Source organism: Rhodococcus sp. FG69, from assembly GCF_057808915.1.
The window spans coordinates 80,563-97,938 of record NZ_JBMDIX010000014.1 but is presented as its reverse complement, the minus strand read 5'-3'; the positions used below and the strand labels follow the sequence as shown (position 1 = coordinate 97,938).

Genomic DNA, 17,376 nt, shown 5'->3' with positions numbered 1-17,376 from the left:
CATGCAGGCAATCGTCACAACCGGAGACAGCCACCTCACGCTGGAGGAAGTCGATGTGCCGATCCCCGGTCCCCGGCAGGTGAGAATCGCAGTGGATGCGGCGGCGGTGAATCCCGTCGATGTCCAGACGCGAAAGGGCATCTATCACCAACTCGGGTGGATCGATCGTTCCCAGGTCGTCGGCCTCGGGTGGGACATCGCGGGCCGAATCGATGTAGTCGGCGACGAGGTGCGAACGTGGGCACCCGGAATCTCAGTGGTGGCACTCCACGACGGGCTCGACAGCCCGACTGCTGCTTACGCCGGCTACGTCGTGGTGCCGGAGAGTGCGATAGCCGCTTCGCCGACCTCGACCGATGCCGTCGGCGCAGCCACCTTGCCGCTCAATGCCCTCACAGCGCTGCAAGGTCTCGACATGCTCGGCGAACCGGACGGGCGAGCACTGCTGGTTACCGGTGCGGCAGGGGGAGTGGGAGGTTTCGCTCTTCCCCTCGCCGTTCGCCGTGGATGGGCCGTGTCCGGCTTGGCGCGTGCCGAGGACGAGGAGTTCGTCCTCGCGAGCGGCGCGCGCTTCACGTCGGCCACCCCATCCGCAGGGTCGTTCGATGCGGTCCTCGACACCGCAGTCCTCGGGGAAGTCGCCTTGGAGACGGTTCGTGACGGTGGGCACTACGTCGGCGTTATCCCCTCCGCCGGGCCACCGGCGGTCCGAGGTGTCGAGGTGACGGCGGTTGCCGTTCATCACGACGGCACACAGCTCGGCGAACTGGTGCGACTCGTCGACGAGGGCGTACTGGCTGTTCGGACAGCCGGAACGTTCCCGCTGGAGAAGGCGTTCGACGCGCACGCGGCGCTCGAGCGAGGTGGCACGCGTGGTCGGTGGGTGCTGACCGTCAGTGAGAGCGCGAGATCCACACCGTGATGTCGGCGTGGACTACCTCTGTTCCGTCTCGATCCGTGATCGAGACAGGGACGATCAGATCGGCGCCGTCGGTGATCGCGTCGAAGTCCGGAAGGTCCGCCAACTGCGCAACTGCGGTCAGCGAGGTGGTCGCCTTCGCGCGGTAGCGAACCGTCATCTCCTTGGGAATCCATCGGTGCGTCGTCGGAACGGTGGCCTCGGCCAGCATTCCCATGGCGACCTCTGCGAGATTGCACGCGGCGATAGCGTGAAATGTGCCGAGGTGGTTGCGTATACCCCACCATTTCGGGGCAGTCACCTCGCATCGACCCGGCTCGAGCGACCGTACGTACGGCAGCACCGAACCGAAGTACGGGACGCGCAGGCACATTCCCAAGGAGAAGACGGCAGAGCCGATTGCGTTGTCCGGCAGGCGGCGCCAGATACCGTAGGTGGGGCCGTATGACTTGACGGTGGTGGACATCGCTCTATCTTACCGCTCGGTAAGATAGAGCGTCTCGAAATGCCCGTCGACCGAGATTTGTGCTCGGCGCCCGTCTACGGCATACTGGTCGGGTTGCCTGGACACGGGACGCGCATTCGTGCGGCCTGCGACAGGTAAGAGCAGAACAGAACCAGCACTCCACGTGAGTGCGTTCGGTTCGCCAGCTCGGAGATGGACCGGAAGCCTCGCGCTCACGGTCATCGAAGAAGAGCAAGCGGTCGGAGTATGAGCAGAAATGCGACACGCCCGACCGCGTGGACCGGAGAACCATGACAGATGAACAGCGGCAACGGATCGGGTCACGCCTGATCGCCAACGTTCGTTTCGTCGTGTGTGCACGAGGGCAGTTCGAGTCCTTTCGGCCTTGGCCGAGCGACTCGGGGACTGTGCAGACGAGGTGGAGCAGGCCGAACGGCAGGCTTCACGACAAGCGGCAAGAAAAGGACACTAAGCGTGGCGGGACAAAAGATCCGCATCAGGCTCAAGGCCTACGACCATGAGGCGATCGATGCGTCAGCGCGCAAGATCGTCGAAACGGTCACCCGTACGGGTGCCCGCGTCGTCGGACCGGTGCCGTTGCCGACCGAAAAGAACGTGTACTGCGTCATCCGTTCGCCCCATAAGTACAAGGATTCGCGCGAACACTTCGAGATGCGTACTCACAAGCGGCTCATTGACATCCTCGACCCGACGCCGAAGACGGTCGACGCGCTCATGCGCATCGACCTGCCTGCCAGTGTCGACGTCAACATCCAGTGAGCGCGGAGACAACGATGACTGATAACAAGAATCGGCCTGCCACAGGCATTCTGGGCACGAAGCTCGGAATGACTCAGGTCTTCGACGAGAACAACCGCGTCGTTCCCGTGACCGTGATCAAGGCTGGACCCAACGTGGTCACCCAGATCCGCACGCAGGAGCGCGACGGCTACAGCGCCGTCCAGGTCGCCTTCGGCGCGATCGATCCCCGCAAGGTGAACAAGCCGGCCACCGGCCAGTTCGAGAAGGCAGGCGTCACGCCTCGCCGCCACGTCGTGGAGATCCGCGTCGCCGACGCCTCGCAGTTCGAGGTCGGCCAGGAGCTCACCGCAGCTGTGTTCGAGGACGGCGCCTACGTCGACGTCACCGGCACCAGCAAGGGCAAGGGCTTCGCCGGAACGATGAAGCGTCACGGATTCAAGGGCCAGGGCGCAAGCCACGGTGCCCAGGCCGTGCACCGTCGTCCGGGATCCATCGGTGGCTGTGCCACTCCGGGCCGCGTCTTCAAGGGAATGCGCATGTCCGGCCGTATGGGTGGCGATCGCGTCACCACGCAGAACCTCTCGGTCCACAAGGTGGACAGCGAGAACGGTCTGCTCTTGATCAAGGGAGCAATCCCGGGCCGTCGCGGCAACGTCGTGATCGTCAAGTCTGCATTGAAGGGTGGTGCACGGGCATGACCAGCCTCGAGAAGAAGACTGATACCAAGTTGACGCTTGACGTCAAGGTTGCCGGTGGCAAGACCAACGGCACCGTCGATCTCCCCGCCGAGATCTTCGACGCGCCGGCCAACATCGCACTCCTGCACCAGGTCGTCGTGGCACAGCTCGCCGCTGCGCGACAGGGAACCCACTCCACTAAGACTCGTGGCGAGGTTCGCGGTGGCGGCAAGAAGCCGTACCGGCAGAAGGGCACCGGCCGCGCTCGTCAGGGCTCGACTCGTGCGCCGCAGTTCGTCGGCGGTGGCACCGTTCACGGACCGCAGCCGCGTGACTACAGCCAGCGGACCCCGAAGAAGATGAAGGCCGCCGCTCTGCGCGGAGCCCTCTCGGACCGGACCCGTAGCGAGCGTCTGCACGTGATCACCGAACTGGTTGCGGGACAGACCCCGTCGACGAAGGTCGCAAAGTCCTTCCTCGCCGAGATCTCCGATCGCAAGAAGGTCCTTCTGGTCGTCGGCCGCGAAGACGTTGCAGCGTGGAAGAGCGTTCAGAACCTGGAAGGCGTGCATCCCATCGCACCCGACCAGCTCAACACGTACGACGTGCTCGAAGCCGATGACGTCATCTTCAGCGTGGAAGCGCTGAACACGTTCATCGCAGGGCCTGCGAAGAACGAGGAGGCAAGCAAGTGACCACCATCGCCGATCCCCGCGACATCCTGCTGGCACCGGTCATCTCCGAGAAGTCCTACGGACTGATCGAAGAAGGCACGTACACCTTCCTGGTGCGCCCGGATTCGAACAAGACGCAGATCAAGATCGCCGTCGAGAAGATCTTCGACGTCACCGTGACCAGCGTCAACACGCAGAACCGTCAGGGCAAGCGTAAGCGGACCCGTGCCGGTTACGGCAAGCGCAAGGACACCAAGCGCGCGCTCGTAACGCTCTCCGCCGACAGCAAGCCCATCGAGATCTTCGGAGGTCCGGTCGCGTAAGCGACTGGGACTCTTCGGATATAGAGGACGAGAAGACTCATGGCAATCCGTAAGTACAAGCCGACCACTCCGGGCCGCCGCGGCTCCAGTGTCTCCGATTTCGCGGAGATCACCCGCAGCACGCCCGAGAAGTCGCTGGTTCGCCCCCTGCACGGTCGCGGTGGACGTAACGCACACGGTCGTATCACCACCCGGCACAAGGGTGGCGGACACAAGCGCGCGTACCGTCTGATCGATTTCCGTCGCAACGACAAGGACGGCGTGCCGGCCAAGGTCGCTCACATCGAGTACGACCCCAACCGCACCGCCAACATTGCCCTGCTGCATTACGCAGACGGTGAGAAGCGCTACATCGTGGCACCCAAGGGCATCGCTCAGGGCTCACCGATCGAGCAGGGCGCAAGCGCCGACATCAAGCCGGGTAACAACCTGCCCCTGCGCAACATCCCGACGGGTACGACCATTCACGCGGTCGAGCTTCGTCCGGGCGGCGGCGCCAAGATGGCACGCTCTGCCGGTGCGAGCATCCAGCTCCTCGGCAAGGAAGGCCCCTACGCCACGCTGCGTATGCCTTCCGGTGAAATCCGTCGCGTCGACGTGCGCTGCCGCGCAACGGTCGGCGAGGTCGGCAACGCCGAGCAGTCGAACATCAACTGGGGCAAGGCCGGCCGTATGCGTTGGAAGGGCAAGCGCCCGACCGTTCGTGGTGTCGTGATGAACCCGGTCGACCACCCGCACGGTGGCGGCGAGGGCAAGACCTCGGGTGGACGCCACCCGGTCAGCCCGTGGGGACAGGCCGAGGGCCGTACCCGCAGTAAGAAGAAGGCGAGCGACAAGCTCATTGTCCGTCGTCGTCGTACCGGCAAGAACAAGCGCTAGGAGGGAGTTCAGAATGCCACGCAGCCTGAAGAAAGGCCCGTTCGTAGACGATCACCTCCTCGCGAAGGTTGACGTCCAGAACGACAAGGGAACCAAGCAGGTCATCAAGACCTGGTCCCGTCGATCGACAATTCTCCCCGACTTCATCGGTCACACCTTCGCCGTCCACGACGGTCGCAAGCACGTGCCGGTGTTCGTGTCCGACTCGATGGTCGGCCACAAGCTCGGAGAGTTCGCACCGACCCGTACGTTCAAGGGTCACATCAAGGACGACCGGAAGGCGAAGAGGCGATGAGCAAGACCGAAACCGCCAATCCGACTGCCAAGGCCGTCGCCAAGCACGTCAGCGTCACGCCGATGAAGGCACGTCGCGTCGTCGATCTGGTTCGTGGGCGCTCCGTCGAGGACGCGCTCAACATCCTGAAGTTCGCGCCGCAGGCAGCGAGCGAGCCGGTCGCCAAGGTGATCGCCTCCGCAGCAGCCAACGCCGAGAACAACCTGGATCTCGATCCCAGCACGCTGATCGTGGCGACTGCGTTCGTCGACGAGGGCAAGACCGGCAAGCGTTTTCAGCCGCGAGCTCAGGGTCGTGCATTCCGGATTCGCAAGCGCACCAGCCACATCACGGTGATCGTCGAAAGCCTGCCCAAGACCGGCGGAACGTCTCGTAACCGTCGTAAGGGCCAGGCGTCCAAGGAAGGGGCTCAGTAGTGGGTCAGAAAATCAACCCGCACGGCTTCCGCTTGGGTATCACCACTGACTGGAAGTCGCGCTGGTACGCAGACAAGCAGTACTCGGAGTACGTCAAGGAAGACGTCGCGATCCGTAAGCTCCTCGCCACCGGCATGGAGCGCGCGGGAATCGCGAAGGTCGAGATCGAGCGCACTCGTGACCGTGTTCGCGTGGACATCCACACGGCACGTCCGGGCATCGTCATCGGTCGTCGTGGCGCCGAGGCCGACCGCATTCGCGGAGCTCTCGAGAAGCTGACCGGCAAGCAGGTTCAGCTCAACATCCTCGAGGTCAAGAACGCCGAGTCCGAGGCTCAGCTCGTGGCCCAGGGTGTTGCCGAGCAGCTCAGCAACCGCGTCGCTTTCCGTCGCGCAATGCGTAAGGCCATCCAGTCGGCCATGCGTCAGCCGAACGTCAAGGGCATCCGTGTCCAGTGCTCCGGTCGACTCGGCGGCGCCGAGATGTCCCGCTCGGAGTTCTACCGCGAAGGACGTGTGCCGCTGCACACGCTTCGTGCGGACATCGACTACGGGCTGTACGAGGCCAAGACCACCTTCGGCCGTATCGGCGTGAAGGTCTGGATCTACAAGGGCGACATCGTCGGTGGCAAGCGTGAGCTCGCCGCTGCTGCACCTGCTGCAGGCAACGACCGCCCGCGCCGCGAGCGTCCCTCGCGTCCGCGTCGTTCCGGTGCCTCGGGCACCACTGCGACGAGCACCGAGGCCGGCCGCGCGGCATCCGCAGAGGCTCCGGCCTCGACCGAGCCGAATCAGGAGGGCTGACGATGTTGATCCCACGCCGGGTCAAGCACCGCAAGCAGCACCACCCGAAGCGATCGGGTGCTGCCAAGGGCGGAACCGCTGTGACTTTCGGTGACTACGGCATCCAGGCTCTCGAGCCTGCCTACATCACCAACCGTCAGATCGAGGCCGCTCGTATCGCGATCACCCGCCACATCAAGCGTGGCGGCAAGGTCTGGATCAACATCTTCCCGGACCGCCCGCTCACCAAGAAGCCTGCCGAGACCCGCATGGGTTCCGGTAAGGGTTCGCCCGAGTGGTGGATCGCGAACGTCAAGCCGGGACGCGTGCTCTTCGAGCTCTCGTTCCCCGACGAGACCGTCGCGCGTCAGGCACTGACACGCGCTATCCACAAGCTGCCGATGAAGGCACGCATCATCACCAGGGAGGAGCAGTTCTGATGGCTACCGGAACCCCAGCCGCAGAGCTCCGCGAGCTCACCGGTGAAGAGCTGGTCACCAAGCTGCGTGAGTCGAAGGAAGAGCTGTTCAACCTTCGTTTCCAGATGGCTACCGGCCAGTTGGACAACAACCGTCGACTGCGCACCGTTCGTCACGAGATCGCGCGCATCTACACCGTCCTGCGTGAGCGTGAGCTCGGTTTGGCCACCGGTCCTGCCGACGACACTGCAGGTGACGCGGCATGAGCGAGGAAAAGACTGTGACTGAAGAGCGCAACAACCGCAAGGTTCGGATCGGCTACGTCGTATCCGACAAAATGGAGAAGACGATCGTGGTCGAGCTGGAAGACAGGGTCAAGCACCCTCTCTACAGCAAGGTCATCCGTCGGACCACCAAGGTCAAGGCACATGACGAGAAGGGCGACGCCGGCGTAGGCGATCGCGTTCAGCTCATGGAGACCCGTCCACTGTCCGCCACGAAGCACTGGCGACTGGTCGAGGTTCTCGAAAAGGCCAAGTAAGCATTTACTGCTGCGAATGAGCCCGCTCCCTCACGGGGGCGGGCTTTTTCGTGCGTTCTGGTTGCCGGGTGTTCCCGGCCTCGAGCAGGGGCGATTTGGATTCCGCACCCCACGTCCCCTACACTTGACCGGTTGCCTGTGGCAGCGGTGTGCCTTCGTGCGCCCGCGCCGCGACAGCCGACCGCGCGTGTCGGGACGGAAATCCGGCACGTATGCACATCCAGGTCTAGGAGAAGTTTGTGATTCAGCAGGAGTCGCGAGTACGCGTCGCTGACAACACGGGCGCGAAGGAAATCCTTTGCATCCGCGTTCTCGGTGGCTCGTCACGTCGCTACGCCGGGATCGGCGACATCATCGTAGCTACGGTGAAAGACGCTATCCCCGGTGGAAACATCAAGAAGGGCGAGGTCGTCAAGGCGGTCATCGTCCGTACCGTCAAGGAGCGTCGTCGTCCCGACGGTTCCTACATTCGTTTCGACGAGAACGCTGCCGTGCTGATCAAGCCGGACAACGATCCTCGCGGAACCCGCATCTTCGGCCCGGTCGGCCGCGAGCTGCGTGAGAAGAAGTTCATGAAGATCGTCTCGCTCGCCCCGGAGGTGCTGTAAATGAAGGTGCACAAGGGCGACACCGTTCTCGTGATCGCCGGCAAGGACAAGGGTGCCAAGGGCAAGGTCATTCAGGCCTACCCCGCTGACTCCAAGATCCTCGTCGAGGGCGTGAACCGCATCAAGAAGCACACCGCGGTCTCCGCGAACCAGCGTGGCGCGTCTTCGGGCGGAATCGTCACGCAGGAAGCCCCGATCCACGTATCGAACGTCGCGGTCATCGACTCGGACGGAAACCCCACTCGCGTGGGCTACCGCACCGACGAAGAGTCCGGCAAGCGCGTTCGTGTTTCCCGGAAGAACGGGAAGGACATCTGAGATGACTACCACTGAGAACACGGCAGGCACGCAGCCTCGCCTCAAGGCGCGCTACCGCGCCGAGATCAAGGACGCCCTCAACACCGAATTTGCATACGACAACGTCATGCAGATCCCCGGCGTCGTCAAGGTCGTCGTCAACATGGGTGTCGGCGACGCCGCCCGTGACGCGAAGCTGATCAACGGTGCAGTTGCCGACCTCGCCGCTATCACCGGTCAGAAGCCGGAGATCCGCAAGGCCCGCAAGTCCATCGCGCAGTTCAAGCTCCGTGAAGGAATGCCCATCGGCGCACGCGTCACGCTTCGTGGCGACCGCATGTGGGAGTTCCTGGACCGGCTGACCTCGATTGCCCTTCCCCGAATCAGGGACTTCCGTGGCCTCTCGGGCACGCAGTTCGACGGTAACGGCAACTACACGTTCGGCCTCAACGAGCAGTCGATGTTCCACGAGATCGACGTGGACAAGATCGATCGTCCTCGCGGCATGGACATCACTGTGGTGACCACCGCAACCAACAACGAAGAAGGCCGCGCGCTGCTCAAGCACCTCGGCTTCCCGTTCAAGGAGAACTGAGTCCATGGCGAAGAAGGCATTGGTCAACAAGGCCAACAAGAAGCCGAAGTTCGCAGTGCGTGGTTACACGCGTTGCAACCGCTGCGGCCGTCCACACTCGGTGTTCCGCAAATTCGGCCTGTGCCGTATCTGCGTTCGCGAGATGGCGCACGCCGGAGAGCTTCCCGGGGTTCGCAAGAGCTCCTGGTGATCTGAGGCCTCCGGGCTTCACCGCACCACGCTGACGGGCGTGGGTTCCTTCACGGAACCCACGCCCGTCTTGTCGTTGGGGCCGCGTCCCCGGTCTGTGGAACACGGTCTGTCGTCCACGCCGTCGTACCCGCGCCGAATACGAACTACCGGTTTACGCTTCTCGGACAGTGGCAATTCGACACGGACGTACGAGCGCGGAGGTCCACCGATGGCAGACGTGGCGCACGACCAACCCGACACTGCGCCGGACTCGCACGAGCTCAAACGCGTCCTCGGGCCAGGTCTTCTGCTGTTGTTCATCGTCGGCGACATCCTGGGCGCAGGCGTGTACGCAGTCACCGGGGACATGATCGAGAACGTCGGCGGGATCGCGTGGGTACCGTTCGTTCTTGCGTTCGTCGTGGCCACGCTAACGGCGTTCTCGTACCTCGAACTCGTGACGAAGTATCCGCAAGCGGCAGGGGCGGCGCTGTACACCCAGAAGGCGTTCGGCATCCACTTCGCGACGTTCATCGTCGCGTTCGCCGTGATCTGTTCGGGTATTACCAGTGCGGCGACGTCCTCCAACGTCGTCGCCGGGAATCTACTCGCTGGACTTCACGAAACATTCAGTGACGCAGACGGTCTCGGATGGTTCGACGTCCCGACTGGCTCCACCTCTCAACTCGTCGTCGCCGTGCTCTTCATGGGTCTTCTCGCCGTGATCAACCTACGAGGTGTCGGCGAATCGGTGAAGTTCAACGTCGTACTGACGGCCGTCGAAATGACGGCCCTGGCGATTGTGATCGTCATCGGGTTCGTTGCGGTCGGGCAGGGGAGTGCAGAAGGCGACATCGCGAATCTCGTCGTATTCGAGGACCAGAACGACAAGGGAATCTTCATTGCCGTCACGATCGCGACCACGATCGCATTCTTTGCCATGGTCGGTTTCGAGGATTCCGTCAACATGGTCGAAGAGACCAAGGAGCCACAGAAGATCTTCCCGAAAACGATGCTTTCCGGACTCGGCATCGCATGCCTTCTCTATGTACTTGTGGTCGTCGCGGTGATCGCAGTCCTGCCGCTGAACTACGACTCGGGAAGCGAAGGGATCTTGCTGCACGTGGTTCGCACCGGTGCACCGGGTCTTCCGATCGACGAGATTTTCCCGTATCTGACGGTCTTCGCGGTGGCGAACACTGCACTCATCAACATGCTGATGGCGAGCAGGTGCATCTACGGGTTGGCACGACAGAACGTGCTTCCGGTGTCGCTCGGTGCCGTTCTCCCTGGTCGTCGGTCGCCGTGGGCTGCCATTCTCTTCACCACGGCGATGGCAGTCGGCCTCATAGTCGTCGTCAACCGCTTGTCCGGTAACTCGGTGGTAAGCGCGCTGTCGGGGACAACCGGGCTGCTGCTTCTCGGAGTGTTCTCGGTGGTGAACGTCGCGTGCCTGGTCCTCAAACAACGCGCGGACAAGACCTTTTTCCGTGCGCCGGTGTGGGTATCGGTTGCAGGCGCAGCACTGTGTCTGTTCCTCGTCGGTCCATGGGCCCGAACCGAGTCACAGATGATCCAATACAAGATTGCCGGCGCCATGCTCTTGATCGGCGTCGTGCTGTGGGGCGTCACCTACATCGTCAACAAGTCCGGCAGTCGACGTTCGCTCCGGAATGACGCGGAACGCCACGAGACGGAGTGAACCGGGGAGCGAGGAACCGGGCGCCGCGTTCGTCTGGGGCTCAGGCCGCCCTTTAGCACGGACGATTTGGAGTTTGACCACCGGTTGCCTACACTTGTGCGGTTGCCCGGGCTTCGTCGTGCCTGCACGCGAGTCCTTGCAATATTGACGCAACCTCGAGTTCTCCGCACGTCAGCATGTCGAACACGCGGAAGCTCGTAACACCTGGCAGTGCAGCGATGCACTGCTTGGAGCGCAACCCCTGACCGGCAACAGTCGGTCAGGACATGTTCACTTCGCTGTAGGCCCACGATGTGACGAACCAGGCCCGCCGGGGTTTTCGAGACCCCAGGGGCACCAGTTCGCGCGTGCTGCATGGGAACCGCTGCGAGAAAGGTGCACAGGTCACACCATGACGATGACCGATCCAATTGCAGACTTCTTGACCCGTCTGCGCAACGCCAACTCGGCGTACCACGATGAGGTGAAGCTTCCCCACTCGAAGCTGAAGGCGAACATCGCCGAGATCCTCAAGCGTGAGGGCTACATCTCCGATTTCCGTACCGAGGACGCCGAGGTGGGCAAGACCCTCATCGTCGATCTCAAGTACGGACCCAGCCGCGAGCGCAGCCTCGCAGGCGTGCGCCGCATCTCGAAGCCTGGCCTTCGCGTGTACGCAAAATCCACCAATCTGCCCAAGGTTCTCGGCGGCCTGGGCGTGGCGATCATCTCCACGTCCACCGGTTTGCTCACAGAGCGTCAGGCGGCCAAGCAGGGTGTGGGCGGAGAAGTCCTCGCCTACGTCTGGTAGGGGAGGCCACCACCATGTCACGTATTGGAAAATTGCCGGTCACGGTCCCCGCGGGCGTCGACATCACGATCGACGGCCAGAATGTTGCAGTCAAGGGACCCAAGGGTGCCTTGAACCTGACAATCGCCGAGCCCATCCAGATCGCACGCGCGGACGACGGCACCATCGCCGTCACCCGTCCGGACGACGAGCGCCGTAGTCGCTCGCTGCATGGCCTTTCGCGCACCCTCGTTGCCAATCTCATCACCGGTGTCACCAACGGTTACACCACCAAGATGGAGATCCACGGCGTCGGTTACCGCGTTGTGCTCAAGGGCAAGGACCTCGAGTTCGCTCTCGGGTACAGCCACCCCGTGCTGATCGAAGCACCGGAGGGCATCACGTTCACGGTCGAGTCGCCCACGCGATTCACCATCATCGGTATCGACAAGCAGAAGGTCGGCCAGATCGCGGCCAACATTCGTCGTCTGCGGCGCCCCGACCCGTACAAGGGCAAGGGCATCCGCTACGAGGGTGAAGTTATCCGCCGCAAGGTCGGAAAGACGGGTAAGTGATATGAGCCAGCAAACAGCAGACAAGGCGAAGGTCGACCGCACACCTCGCGGAACCGACGTGTCGACGAAGCGTCGCTTGTCGAAGGCGCGTCGTCACTTCCGCCTTCGCAAGAAGATCTCCGGAACGCCCGAGCGTCCGCGCTTGGTCGTCAACCGCTCCGCACGGCACATCCACGTCCAGTTGGTCGACGATCTCGCGGGCCACACGCTGGCCAGCGCATCGACGATCGAGGCCGACGTGCGCGCACTCGACGGAGACAAGAAGGCCCAGAGCGCAAAGGTCGGCGAGCTCATCGCCAGCCGCGCGAAGGCTGCCGGAATCGACGCGGTCGTGTTCGACCGTGGCGGCAACAACTACAGCGGCCGTATCGCGGCTCTGGCAGATGCTGCCCGCGAGAGTGGGTTGGCATTCTGATGACTCTTACTGACAACGGAAGGACAGCCTGATGCCGGGACGTCAACGGCGTGACGGTGGAAGCGGCCCCGCCGGACAGAACAGTGGACCGAACAGTGGTGGCGACAACCGCGGTGACAACCGTGGTGGACGCGACCGTCGCGACAACTCGCGTGGCGGAAACGCTGCCGAGAAGTCGAACTTCATCGAGCGCGTAGTCGCGATCAACCGCGTGTCCAAGGTGGTCAAGGGTGGTCGACGCTTCAGCTTCACCGCCCTCGTCATCGTCGGAGACGGCAACGGCTTGGTCGGCGTCGGCTACGGCAAGGCCAAGGAAGTTCCCGCGGCGATCCAGAAGGGCGTCGAGGAGGCTCGCAAGAGCTTCTTCCGTGTCCCGATGATCGGCGGAACCATCACGCACCCCATCCAGGGTGAAGCAGCAGCAGGCATCGTCATGCTCCGTCCGGCCAGTGCCGGTACCGGAGTCATCGCCGGTGGTGCTGTTCGCGCCGTGCTGGAGTGCGCAGGCATCCACGACGTGCTCTCGAAGTCGCTCGGTAGCGACAACGCGATCAACGTCGTGCACGCCACCGTGGCAGCGCTCAAGGGCTTGCAGCGTCCCGAGGAGGTCGCAGCTCGTCGCGGTCTGACCCTCGAAGAGGTTGCTCCCGCCGGAATGCTTCGTGCGCGTGCACAGGCAGGAGCGGTGAAGTAATGGCACAGCTGAAGGTCACTCAGATCAAGAGCACCATCGGCCAGAAGTCGAACCAGCGGGACAGCCTGCGGACCCTCGGACTCAAAGGCATTCGCCAGTCCGTCGTCCGTGACGACACCCCGCAGACCCGAGGTCTGGTCAATGTTGTCCGCCACCTCGTAACTGTTGAGGAGGTCTAGCCATGACCATCAAACTGCATCACCTCCGTCCTGCTCCCGGATCCAAGTCGACGAAGATTCGCGTCGGCCGTGGTGAAGGTGGCAAGCGCGGCAAGACCGCAGGTCGCGGTACCAAGGGAACCGGCGCACGCAAGAACGTGCCGGCACGCTTCGAGGGTGGCCAGATGCCCCTTCACATGCGTCTCCCGAAGCTCAAGGGCTTCACCAACCCGAACCGTGTCGAGTTCCAGGTCGTGAACCTTCGCGACATCGAGCGGCTGTTCCCCGAGGGTGGCCAGGTCGGCATCGCCGAGCTGATCGCCAAGGGTGCGGTTCGCAAGAACGAGCCCGTCAAGGTGCTCGGCGACGGAAAGCTGACCGTCAAGGTCGACATCTCCGTCAACAAGTTCACAGGCTCTGCCAAGGAAAAGATCGCTGCTGCAGGCGGTAGCGCAACCGAGGTATAGCCACGTCGACTTGTCGTCGAAGTGAGCAATAGTGTGTCGATGGCCGCAGCGGCAAGCCTCGAAAGAGGCCCACGCTGCGGCCATCGGTGCCATTGCGGGTCTACAACGGTGCAGGGTCGGTCCCGCTGCGGGTAGGTATGTACCGAGCCCATCGGGCCGGGTGCAGACTGACCGACGGGCGGTCCGCCGCGCACTGTTAGAGTTCTAGAGTTCAGTGACAATGCCTTTCATGCGGGCGATCCATATCGTCCGCAGTCCAAGGTCGAACGCCCCGAGTGCCCATTCGGGTTCGAGGGATGTTTCGACACCAACGCAGTCGTGCCAGGAGGATCTTTGCTTTCCGCCTTCGTGTCGGCCCTCAGGACTCCTGACCTGAGACGGAAGATCCTTTTCACACTCGGTCTGGTGGCCCTGTATCGCTTCGGCGCTACTCTTCCGTCCCCCGGTGTGGATTACGCCAACGTCCGAGCCTGCATCGACCAGGTCTCCGGTGGCGACCAAGCGGGTATCTACTCGCTCATCAACTTGTTCTCCGGTGGCGCGCTACTGCAGCTGTCGGTCTTCGCGATCGGCATCATGCCGTACATCACCGCGAGCATCATCGTTCAGCTTCTGACAGTGGTCATCCCGAAGTTCGAGGAACTCCGCAAGGAAGGCCAGTCCGGCCAGGCCAAGATGACGCAGTACACGCGTTATCTCTCGATCGCGCTCGCGATTCTGCAGGCCACCGGTCTCGTCGCTCTCGCCTCGCGTGGACAGCTCCTCCAGGGATGCCAGCAGGACATCATTGCCGACCAAAGCATCTTCGGCCTGGTGATCATCGTTCTCGTCATGACGGCGGGTGCAGCGGTGGTCATGTGGTTCGGTGAGGTCATCACCGAACGCGGCGTGGGCAACGGCATGTCGCTTCTCATCTTCGCCGGAATCGCCTCGCGTATTCCGTCGGAAGGCAAGTCCATTCTCGACAGCCGCGGAGGCCTCGTCTTCGCGATGGTCTGCGTCGCCGCGTTCCTGATCATCGCCGGCGTCGTGTTCGTCGAGCAGGGTCAGCGTCGTATCCCGGTCCAGTACGCCAAGCGCATGGTCGGACGCAAGATGTACGGCGGATCGTCGACGTACCTGCCGCTGAAGGTCAACCAGGCCGGCGTCATCCCGGTGATCTTCGCGTCCTCGCTGCTGTACCTGCCGAACCTCATCGCTCAGCTCACATCTGCGAGTACCGCGACGGATCCGTCCTGGTGGCAGCGAATCATCAACGAGTATCTGGTGAACCCGGCCAACCCGGTGTACATCGCTACCTACTTCGGACTCATCGTCTTCTTCACTTACTTCTACGTCGCCATCACCTTCAATCCGGAGGAACGGGCCGACGAGATGAAGAAGTTCGGTGGGTTCATCCCCGGAATTCGTCCGGGCAGGCCGACCGCCGACTACCTGAATTACGTGCTCAGTCGGATAACCCTGCCGGGCGCGATCTACCTGGGCACCATCGCCGTGCTGCCCAACCTGTTCCTCGATATCGGAAGCTCCGGTGGCGGGCAGAACCTGCCGTTCGGTGGCACCGCAGTGCTGATCATGGTCAGCGTCGGTCTCGATACCGTGAAGCAGATCGAAAGTCAGTTGATGCAGCGTAACTACGAAGGGTTCCTCAAGTGAGACTCGTTCTACTTGGTCCTCCCGGTGCAGGCAAAGGCACCCAGGCTGAAGTTCTCTCGCAGAAGTTGGGCGTACCCCACATCTCGACCGGTGACCTGTTCCGCGCGAACATCGGTGAGCAGACACCACTGGGAATCGAAGCGAAGAAGTACCTCGATGCGGGCGACCTCGTGCCGAGCGAGCTGACCGTGGACATGGTTCGCAGCCGCCTCGCCGAACCCGACGCAGTCAACGGATTCCTTCTCGATGGCTTTCCGAGGTCCGTCGGCCAGGCCGAGTCGCTGGTGGACATTCTGGCGGACCTGGGAGCGAAGCTCGACGCTGTCCTGTCGTTCGTCGTCGACGAGGACATCGTCGTCACGCGCATGCTCTCCCGCGGTCGCGCAGACGACACGGAAGACGTCATCCGGAACCGGCTCAAGGTGTACCGGGACGAGACGGCTCCACTTCTCGACCACTACCGCGACCAGATCCTCGCGGTCGACGCGATGGGCGACGTGGAGGAAGTCAGCGCTCGGGCATTGAAGGCGATCGAGGATCTCGACAAGTAATGGCGTTCGGTCGCAAGCGCAAGGTAGTACCGTTTCGCAGCCCAGGGGAGCTCGACGCCATGGCTGCTGCGGGTGCCGTGGTCGGCGCTGCTCTGGTTGCCGTGCGTGACGCGGCCAAGCCCGGCGTATCGACTCTCGATCTGGATCGCGTTGCAGAATCGGTGATCCGAGAAGCCGGGGCGGTCCCCTCGTTTCTCGGATACCACGGCTTCACCGGCAGCATCTGCTCATCGGTGAACGACCGTGTCGTACATGGAATACCGTCGGCCGACGACATCCTGGTCGAAGGCGATCTGATCTCGATCGACTGTGGCGCAGTTCTCGACGGCTGGCACGGGGATTCGGCGTGGACCTTCGGCATCGGGCACATCATCGAGGCCGACGCGCTTCTCAGTGAAGCGACGCGACTGTCGATGGAAGCCGGCATCGCCGCGATGTTGCCCGGCAACCGACTCACAGACGTCTCGCACGCCATCGAGAACGGAACGTACGCAGCGGAAAAGCTGCACGGCCGCAAGTACGGCATCGTCGACGGTTACGGCGGCCACGGCATCGGCCGTGAGATGCACATGGAACCGTTCCTCGCGAACGAGGGCGCGCCCGGTAAGGGACCCGAACTCGTAGTGGGTTCGACGCTCGCCATCGAACCGATGCTGACGCTCGGTACGTACGAGACGGAAATCCTGGACGACGACTGGACTGTCGTCACCACCGATGGATCTCGCGCCGCACACTGGGAACACACCGTTGCGGTCACCGACGACGGTCCTCGAATCCTGACCCTCCGCCCGGAGTAGTCCGCCCGACTGGCACGGGCCGGTTCGAGCGCATTTGGCCTGGTGGTCGTTTACCGGTAACATAGGTCGACGGTGCGCTCTGCGCGCCGGTTGTTCGCATGCCTGCGCAAGCCTGGCCCTCGTTCATCCGGTGAAACCTTCGATTTCGTGTCGACGGCCAGTGTGCATCACGTTGACGGAAAACAGATGCAATCAACCAGGTATAACGCCAGGGACGCGGAGGATATGGCTAAGAAAGACGGTGCCATCGAGGTCGAGGGCCGGGTAGTCGAACCCTTGCCCAATGCGATGTTTCGCATTGAGCTCGAGAACGGCCACAAGGTACTCGCACACATCAGCGGAAAGATGCGCCAGCACTACATTCGTATCCTCCCGGAGGATCGCGTCGTAGTGGAGCTTTCTCCGTACGACCTCACGCGTGGACGCATCGTTTACCGCTACAAGTAAGAGCTTCTCCGGCCATGTCCGGTCGGAGAGAACCATGCTCGCTGCTTCGGGTCACCGACGCGCGAGCTACACACAGGAGATCAAACGACGTGAAGGTTCAGCCGAGCGTCAAGAAGATCTGCGAGAAGTGCAAGGTGATTCGTCGTAATGGGCGAGTCATGGTGATCTGCGACAACCTGCGTCACAAGCAGCGTCAGGGATAACCACCGAGCATTCGCATTTCTGCTTGGCACATAGCTAGAAGATGACCTCCCAGCACCAACCGCGACATACGCGTTGCGGCATACCCCCGGCACGGAGGCCGGGGCCCCACTGAGTTAG

General features: G+C 62.7%; 29 protein-coding genes. 28 read left to right on the top strand and 1 reads right to left on the bottom strand.

What is annotated here, in order from left to right; translation table 11 throughout:
• Position 1 precedes the first annotated feature (1 nt).
• A complete protein-coding gene (locus ACODSO_RS13385; protein ID WP_489037316.1) occupies positions 2-922 on the top strand; it encodes an NADP-dependent oxidoreductase in 921 nt (306 codons plus the stop codon).
• On the opposite strand, the gene ACODSO_RS13380 is transcribed toward ACODSO_RS13385, so the two are convergent.
• Positions 894-1,385 carry a hotdog fold domain-containing protein gene (locus ACODSO_RS13380; protein ID WP_489037315.1) on the bottom strand — a complete coding sequence of 164 codons (492 nt, stop codon included), beginning with the start codon at positions 1,383-1,385 and terminating at the stop codon, positions 894-896. The two genes, ACODSO_RS13385 and ACODSO_RS13380, sit on opposite strands and share 29 nt — an antisense overlap.
• A gap of 474 nt (positions 1,386-1,859) precedes the next feature.
• Between ACODSO_RS13380 and rpsJ the strand changes: the two genes are divergently transcribed.
• The 27 genes from rpsJ to rpmJ all read left to right on the top strand — a co-directional run bounded on the left by rpsJ (position 1,860) and on the right by rpmJ (position 17,258).
• On the top strand, positions 1,860-2,165 hold the full coding sequence (gene rpsJ, locus ACODSO_RS13375; RefSeq protein WP_003938093.1) for a 30S ribosomal protein S10: 306 nt from the start codon (positions 1,860-1,862) through the stop codon (positions 2,163-2,165).
• A 14-nt stretch (positions 2,166-2,179) separates the two neighbouring features.
• The gene (gene rplC, locus ACODSO_RS13370) at positions 2,180-2,845 is read left to right on the top strand and encodes a 50S ribosomal protein L3 (protein WP_068380824.1); all 666 of its coding nucleotides are present in this window, start codon (positions 2,180-2,182) and stop codon (positions 2,843-2,845) included.
• The gene (rplD, locus tag ACODSO_RS13365; RefSeq protein ID WP_338893201.1) at positions 2,842-3,519 is read left to right on the top strand and encodes a 50S ribosomal protein L4; all 678 of its coding nucleotides are present in this window, start codon (positions 2,842-2,844) and stop codon (positions 3,517-3,519) included. The genes rplC and rplD overlap by 4 nt, the downstream gene beginning before the upstream one ends.
• A complete protein-coding gene (gene rplW / locus ACODSO_RS13360) occupies positions 3,516-3,821 on the top strand; it encodes a 50S ribosomal protein L23 (RefSeq protein ID WP_068380830.1) in 306 nt (101 codons plus the stop codon). Before rplD ends, rplW begins: the two co-directional genes overlap by 4 nt.
• A gap of 39 nt (positions 3,822-3,860) precedes the next feature.
• Entirely contained in the window at positions 3,861-4,700 is an 840-nt protein-coding gene (gene rplB, locus ACODSO_RS13355; RefSeq protein ID WP_068380827.1) for a 50S ribosomal protein L2, read from the top strand.
• 13 nt (positions 4,701-4,713) lie between these two features.
• Entirely contained in the window at positions 4,714-4,995 is a 282-nt protein-coding gene (gene rpsS, locus ACODSO_RS13350; protein ID WP_008718309.1) for a 30S ribosomal protein S19, read from the top strand.
• Positions 4,992-5,411, top strand: coding sequence for a 50S ribosomal protein L22 (gene rplV / locus ACODSO_RS13345; protein ID WP_068380836.1), 420 nt, complete (start codon positions 4,992-4,994; stop codon positions 5,409-5,411). Before rpsS ends, rplV begins: the two co-directional genes overlap by 4 nt.
• Positions 5,411-6,214 (top strand): 30S ribosomal protein S3, encoded by an 804-nt coding sequence (rpsC, locus tag ACODSO_RS13340; protein ID WP_068380839.1) that lies wholly within the window; start codon positions 5,411-5,413, stop codon positions 6,212-6,214. The genes rplV and rpsC overlap by 1 nt, the downstream gene beginning before the upstream one ends.
• A 2-nt stretch (positions 6,215-6,216) precedes the next feature.
• The gene (gene rplP, locus ACODSO_RS13335; RefSeq protein ID WP_068380842.1) at positions 6,217-6,633 is read left to right on the top strand and encodes a 50S ribosomal protein L16; all 417 of its coding nucleotides are present in this window, start codon (positions 6,217-6,219) and stop codon (positions 6,631-6,633) included.
• Positions 6,633-6,878, top strand: coding sequence for a 50S ribosomal protein L29 (gene rpmC, locus ACODSO_RS13330; protein ID WP_019663551.1), 246 nt, complete (start codon positions 6,633-6,635; stop codon positions 6,876-6,878). Before rplP ends, rpmC begins: the two co-directional genes overlap by 1 nt.
• Positions 6,875-7,153: a 30S ribosomal protein S17 gene (rpsQ, locus tag ACODSO_RS13325; RefSeq protein WP_068380845.1), complete on the top strand. Its 279-nt coding sequence runs from the start codon at positions 6,875-6,877 to the stop codon at positions 7,151-7,153. Before rpmC ends, rpsQ begins: the two co-directional genes overlap by 4 nt.
• A gap of 239 nt (positions 7,154-7,392) precedes the next feature.
• On the top strand, positions 7,393-7,761 hold the full coding sequence (gene rplN / locus ACODSO_RS13320) for a 50S ribosomal protein L14 (RefSeq protein WP_008718280.1): 369 nt from the start codon (positions 7,393-7,395) through the stop codon (positions 7,759-7,761).
• Complete coding sequence (gene rplX, locus ACODSO_RS13315) at positions 7,762-8,079, top strand: 50S ribosomal protein L24 (protein WP_068380847.1); 318 nt, start codon at positions 7,762-7,764, stop codon at positions 8,077-8,079.
• Position 8,080: 1 nt separating this feature from the next.
• Positions 8,081-8,653, top strand: coding sequence for a 50S ribosomal protein L5 (rplE, locus tag ACODSO_RS13310; RefSeq protein ID WP_068380850.1), 573 nt, complete (start codon positions 8,081-8,083; stop codon positions 8,651-8,653).
• Positions 8,654-8,657: 4 nt separating this feature from the next.
• Positions 8,658-8,843: a type Z 30S ribosomal protein S14 gene (locus ACODSO_RS13305; RefSeq protein ID WP_068380853.1), complete on the top strand. Its 186-nt coding sequence runs from the start codon at positions 8,658-8,660 to the stop codon at positions 8,841-8,843.
• A gap of 210 nt (positions 8,844-9,053) precedes the next feature.
• Entirely contained in the window at positions 9,054-10,526 is a 1,473-nt protein-coding gene (locus tag ACODSO_RS13300; RefSeq protein WP_489037314.1) for an APC family permease, read from the top strand.
• 391 nt (positions 10,527-10,917) lie between these two features.
• Entirely contained in the window at positions 10,918-11,316 is a 399-nt protein-coding gene (gene rpsH, locus ACODSO_RS13295) for a 30S ribosomal protein S8 (RefSeq protein WP_068380855.1), read from the top strand.
• 14 nt (positions 11,317-11,330) lie between these two features.
• Entirely contained in the window at positions 11,331-11,870 is a 540-nt protein-coding gene (gene rplF, locus ACODSO_RS13290) for a 50S ribosomal protein L6 (RefSeq protein ID WP_338893197.1), read from the top strand.
• A 1-nt stretch (position 11,871) separates the two neighbouring features.
• Positions 11,872-12,285, top strand: a complete 414-nt coding sequence (gene rplR, locus ACODSO_RS13285; protein WP_068380861.1) for a 50S ribosomal protein L18 — start codon at positions 11,872-11,874, stop codon at positions 12,283-12,285.
• 31 nt (positions 12,286-12,316) lie between these two features.
• On the top strand, positions 12,317-12,979 hold the full coding sequence (rpsE, locus tag ACODSO_RS13280; RefSeq protein ID WP_068380871.1) for a 30S ribosomal protein S5: 663 nt from the start codon (positions 12,317-12,319) through the stop codon (positions 12,977-12,979).
• Complete coding sequence (gene rpmD / locus ACODSO_RS13275; protein WP_068380873.1) at positions 12,979-13,158, top strand: 50S ribosomal protein L30; 180 nt, start codon at positions 12,979-12,981, stop codon at positions 13,156-13,158. Before rpsE ends, rpmD begins: the two co-directional genes overlap by 1 nt.
• Before the next feature lie 2 nt (positions 13,159-13,160).
• A complete protein-coding gene (gene rplO, locus ACODSO_RS13270) occupies positions 13,161-13,604 on the top strand; it encodes a 50S ribosomal protein L15 (protein WP_068380877.1) in 444 nt (147 codons plus the stop codon).
• Positions 13,605-13,937: 333 nt separating this feature from the next.
• Positions 13,938-15,260: a preprotein translocase subunit SecY gene (gene secY / locus ACODSO_RS13265; protein ID WP_068380880.1), complete on the top strand. Its 1,323-nt coding sequence runs from the start codon at positions 13,938-13,940 to the stop codon at positions 15,258-15,260.
• Positions 15,257-15,811, top strand: a complete 555-nt coding sequence (locus tag ACODSO_RS13260; protein ID WP_068380883.1) for an adenylate kinase — start codon at positions 15,257-15,259, stop codon at positions 15,809-15,811. Before secY ends, ACODSO_RS13260 begins: the two co-directional genes overlap by 4 nt.
• Positions 15,811-16,608, top strand: a complete 798-nt coding sequence (map, locus tag ACODSO_RS13255) for a type I methionyl aminopeptidase (protein WP_068380885.1) — start codon at positions 15,811-15,813, stop codon at positions 16,606-16,608. Before ACODSO_RS13260 ends, map begins: the two co-directional genes overlap by 1 nt.
• A gap of 225 nt (positions 16,609-16,833) precedes the next feature.
• A complete protein-coding gene (gene infA, locus ACODSO_RS13250) occupies positions 16,834-17,055 on the top strand; it encodes a translation initiation factor IF-1 (RefSeq protein WP_005140011.1) in 222 nt (73 codons plus the stop codon).
• Positions 17,056-17,144: 89 nt separating this feature from the next.
• Positions 17,145-17,258 (top strand): 50S ribosomal protein L36, encoded by a 114-nt coding sequence (gene rpmJ / locus ACODSO_RS13245; RefSeq protein ID WP_025347279.1) that lies wholly within the window; start codon positions 17,145-17,147, stop codon positions 17,256-17,258.
• Positions 17,259-17,376 lie beyond the last annotated feature (118 nt).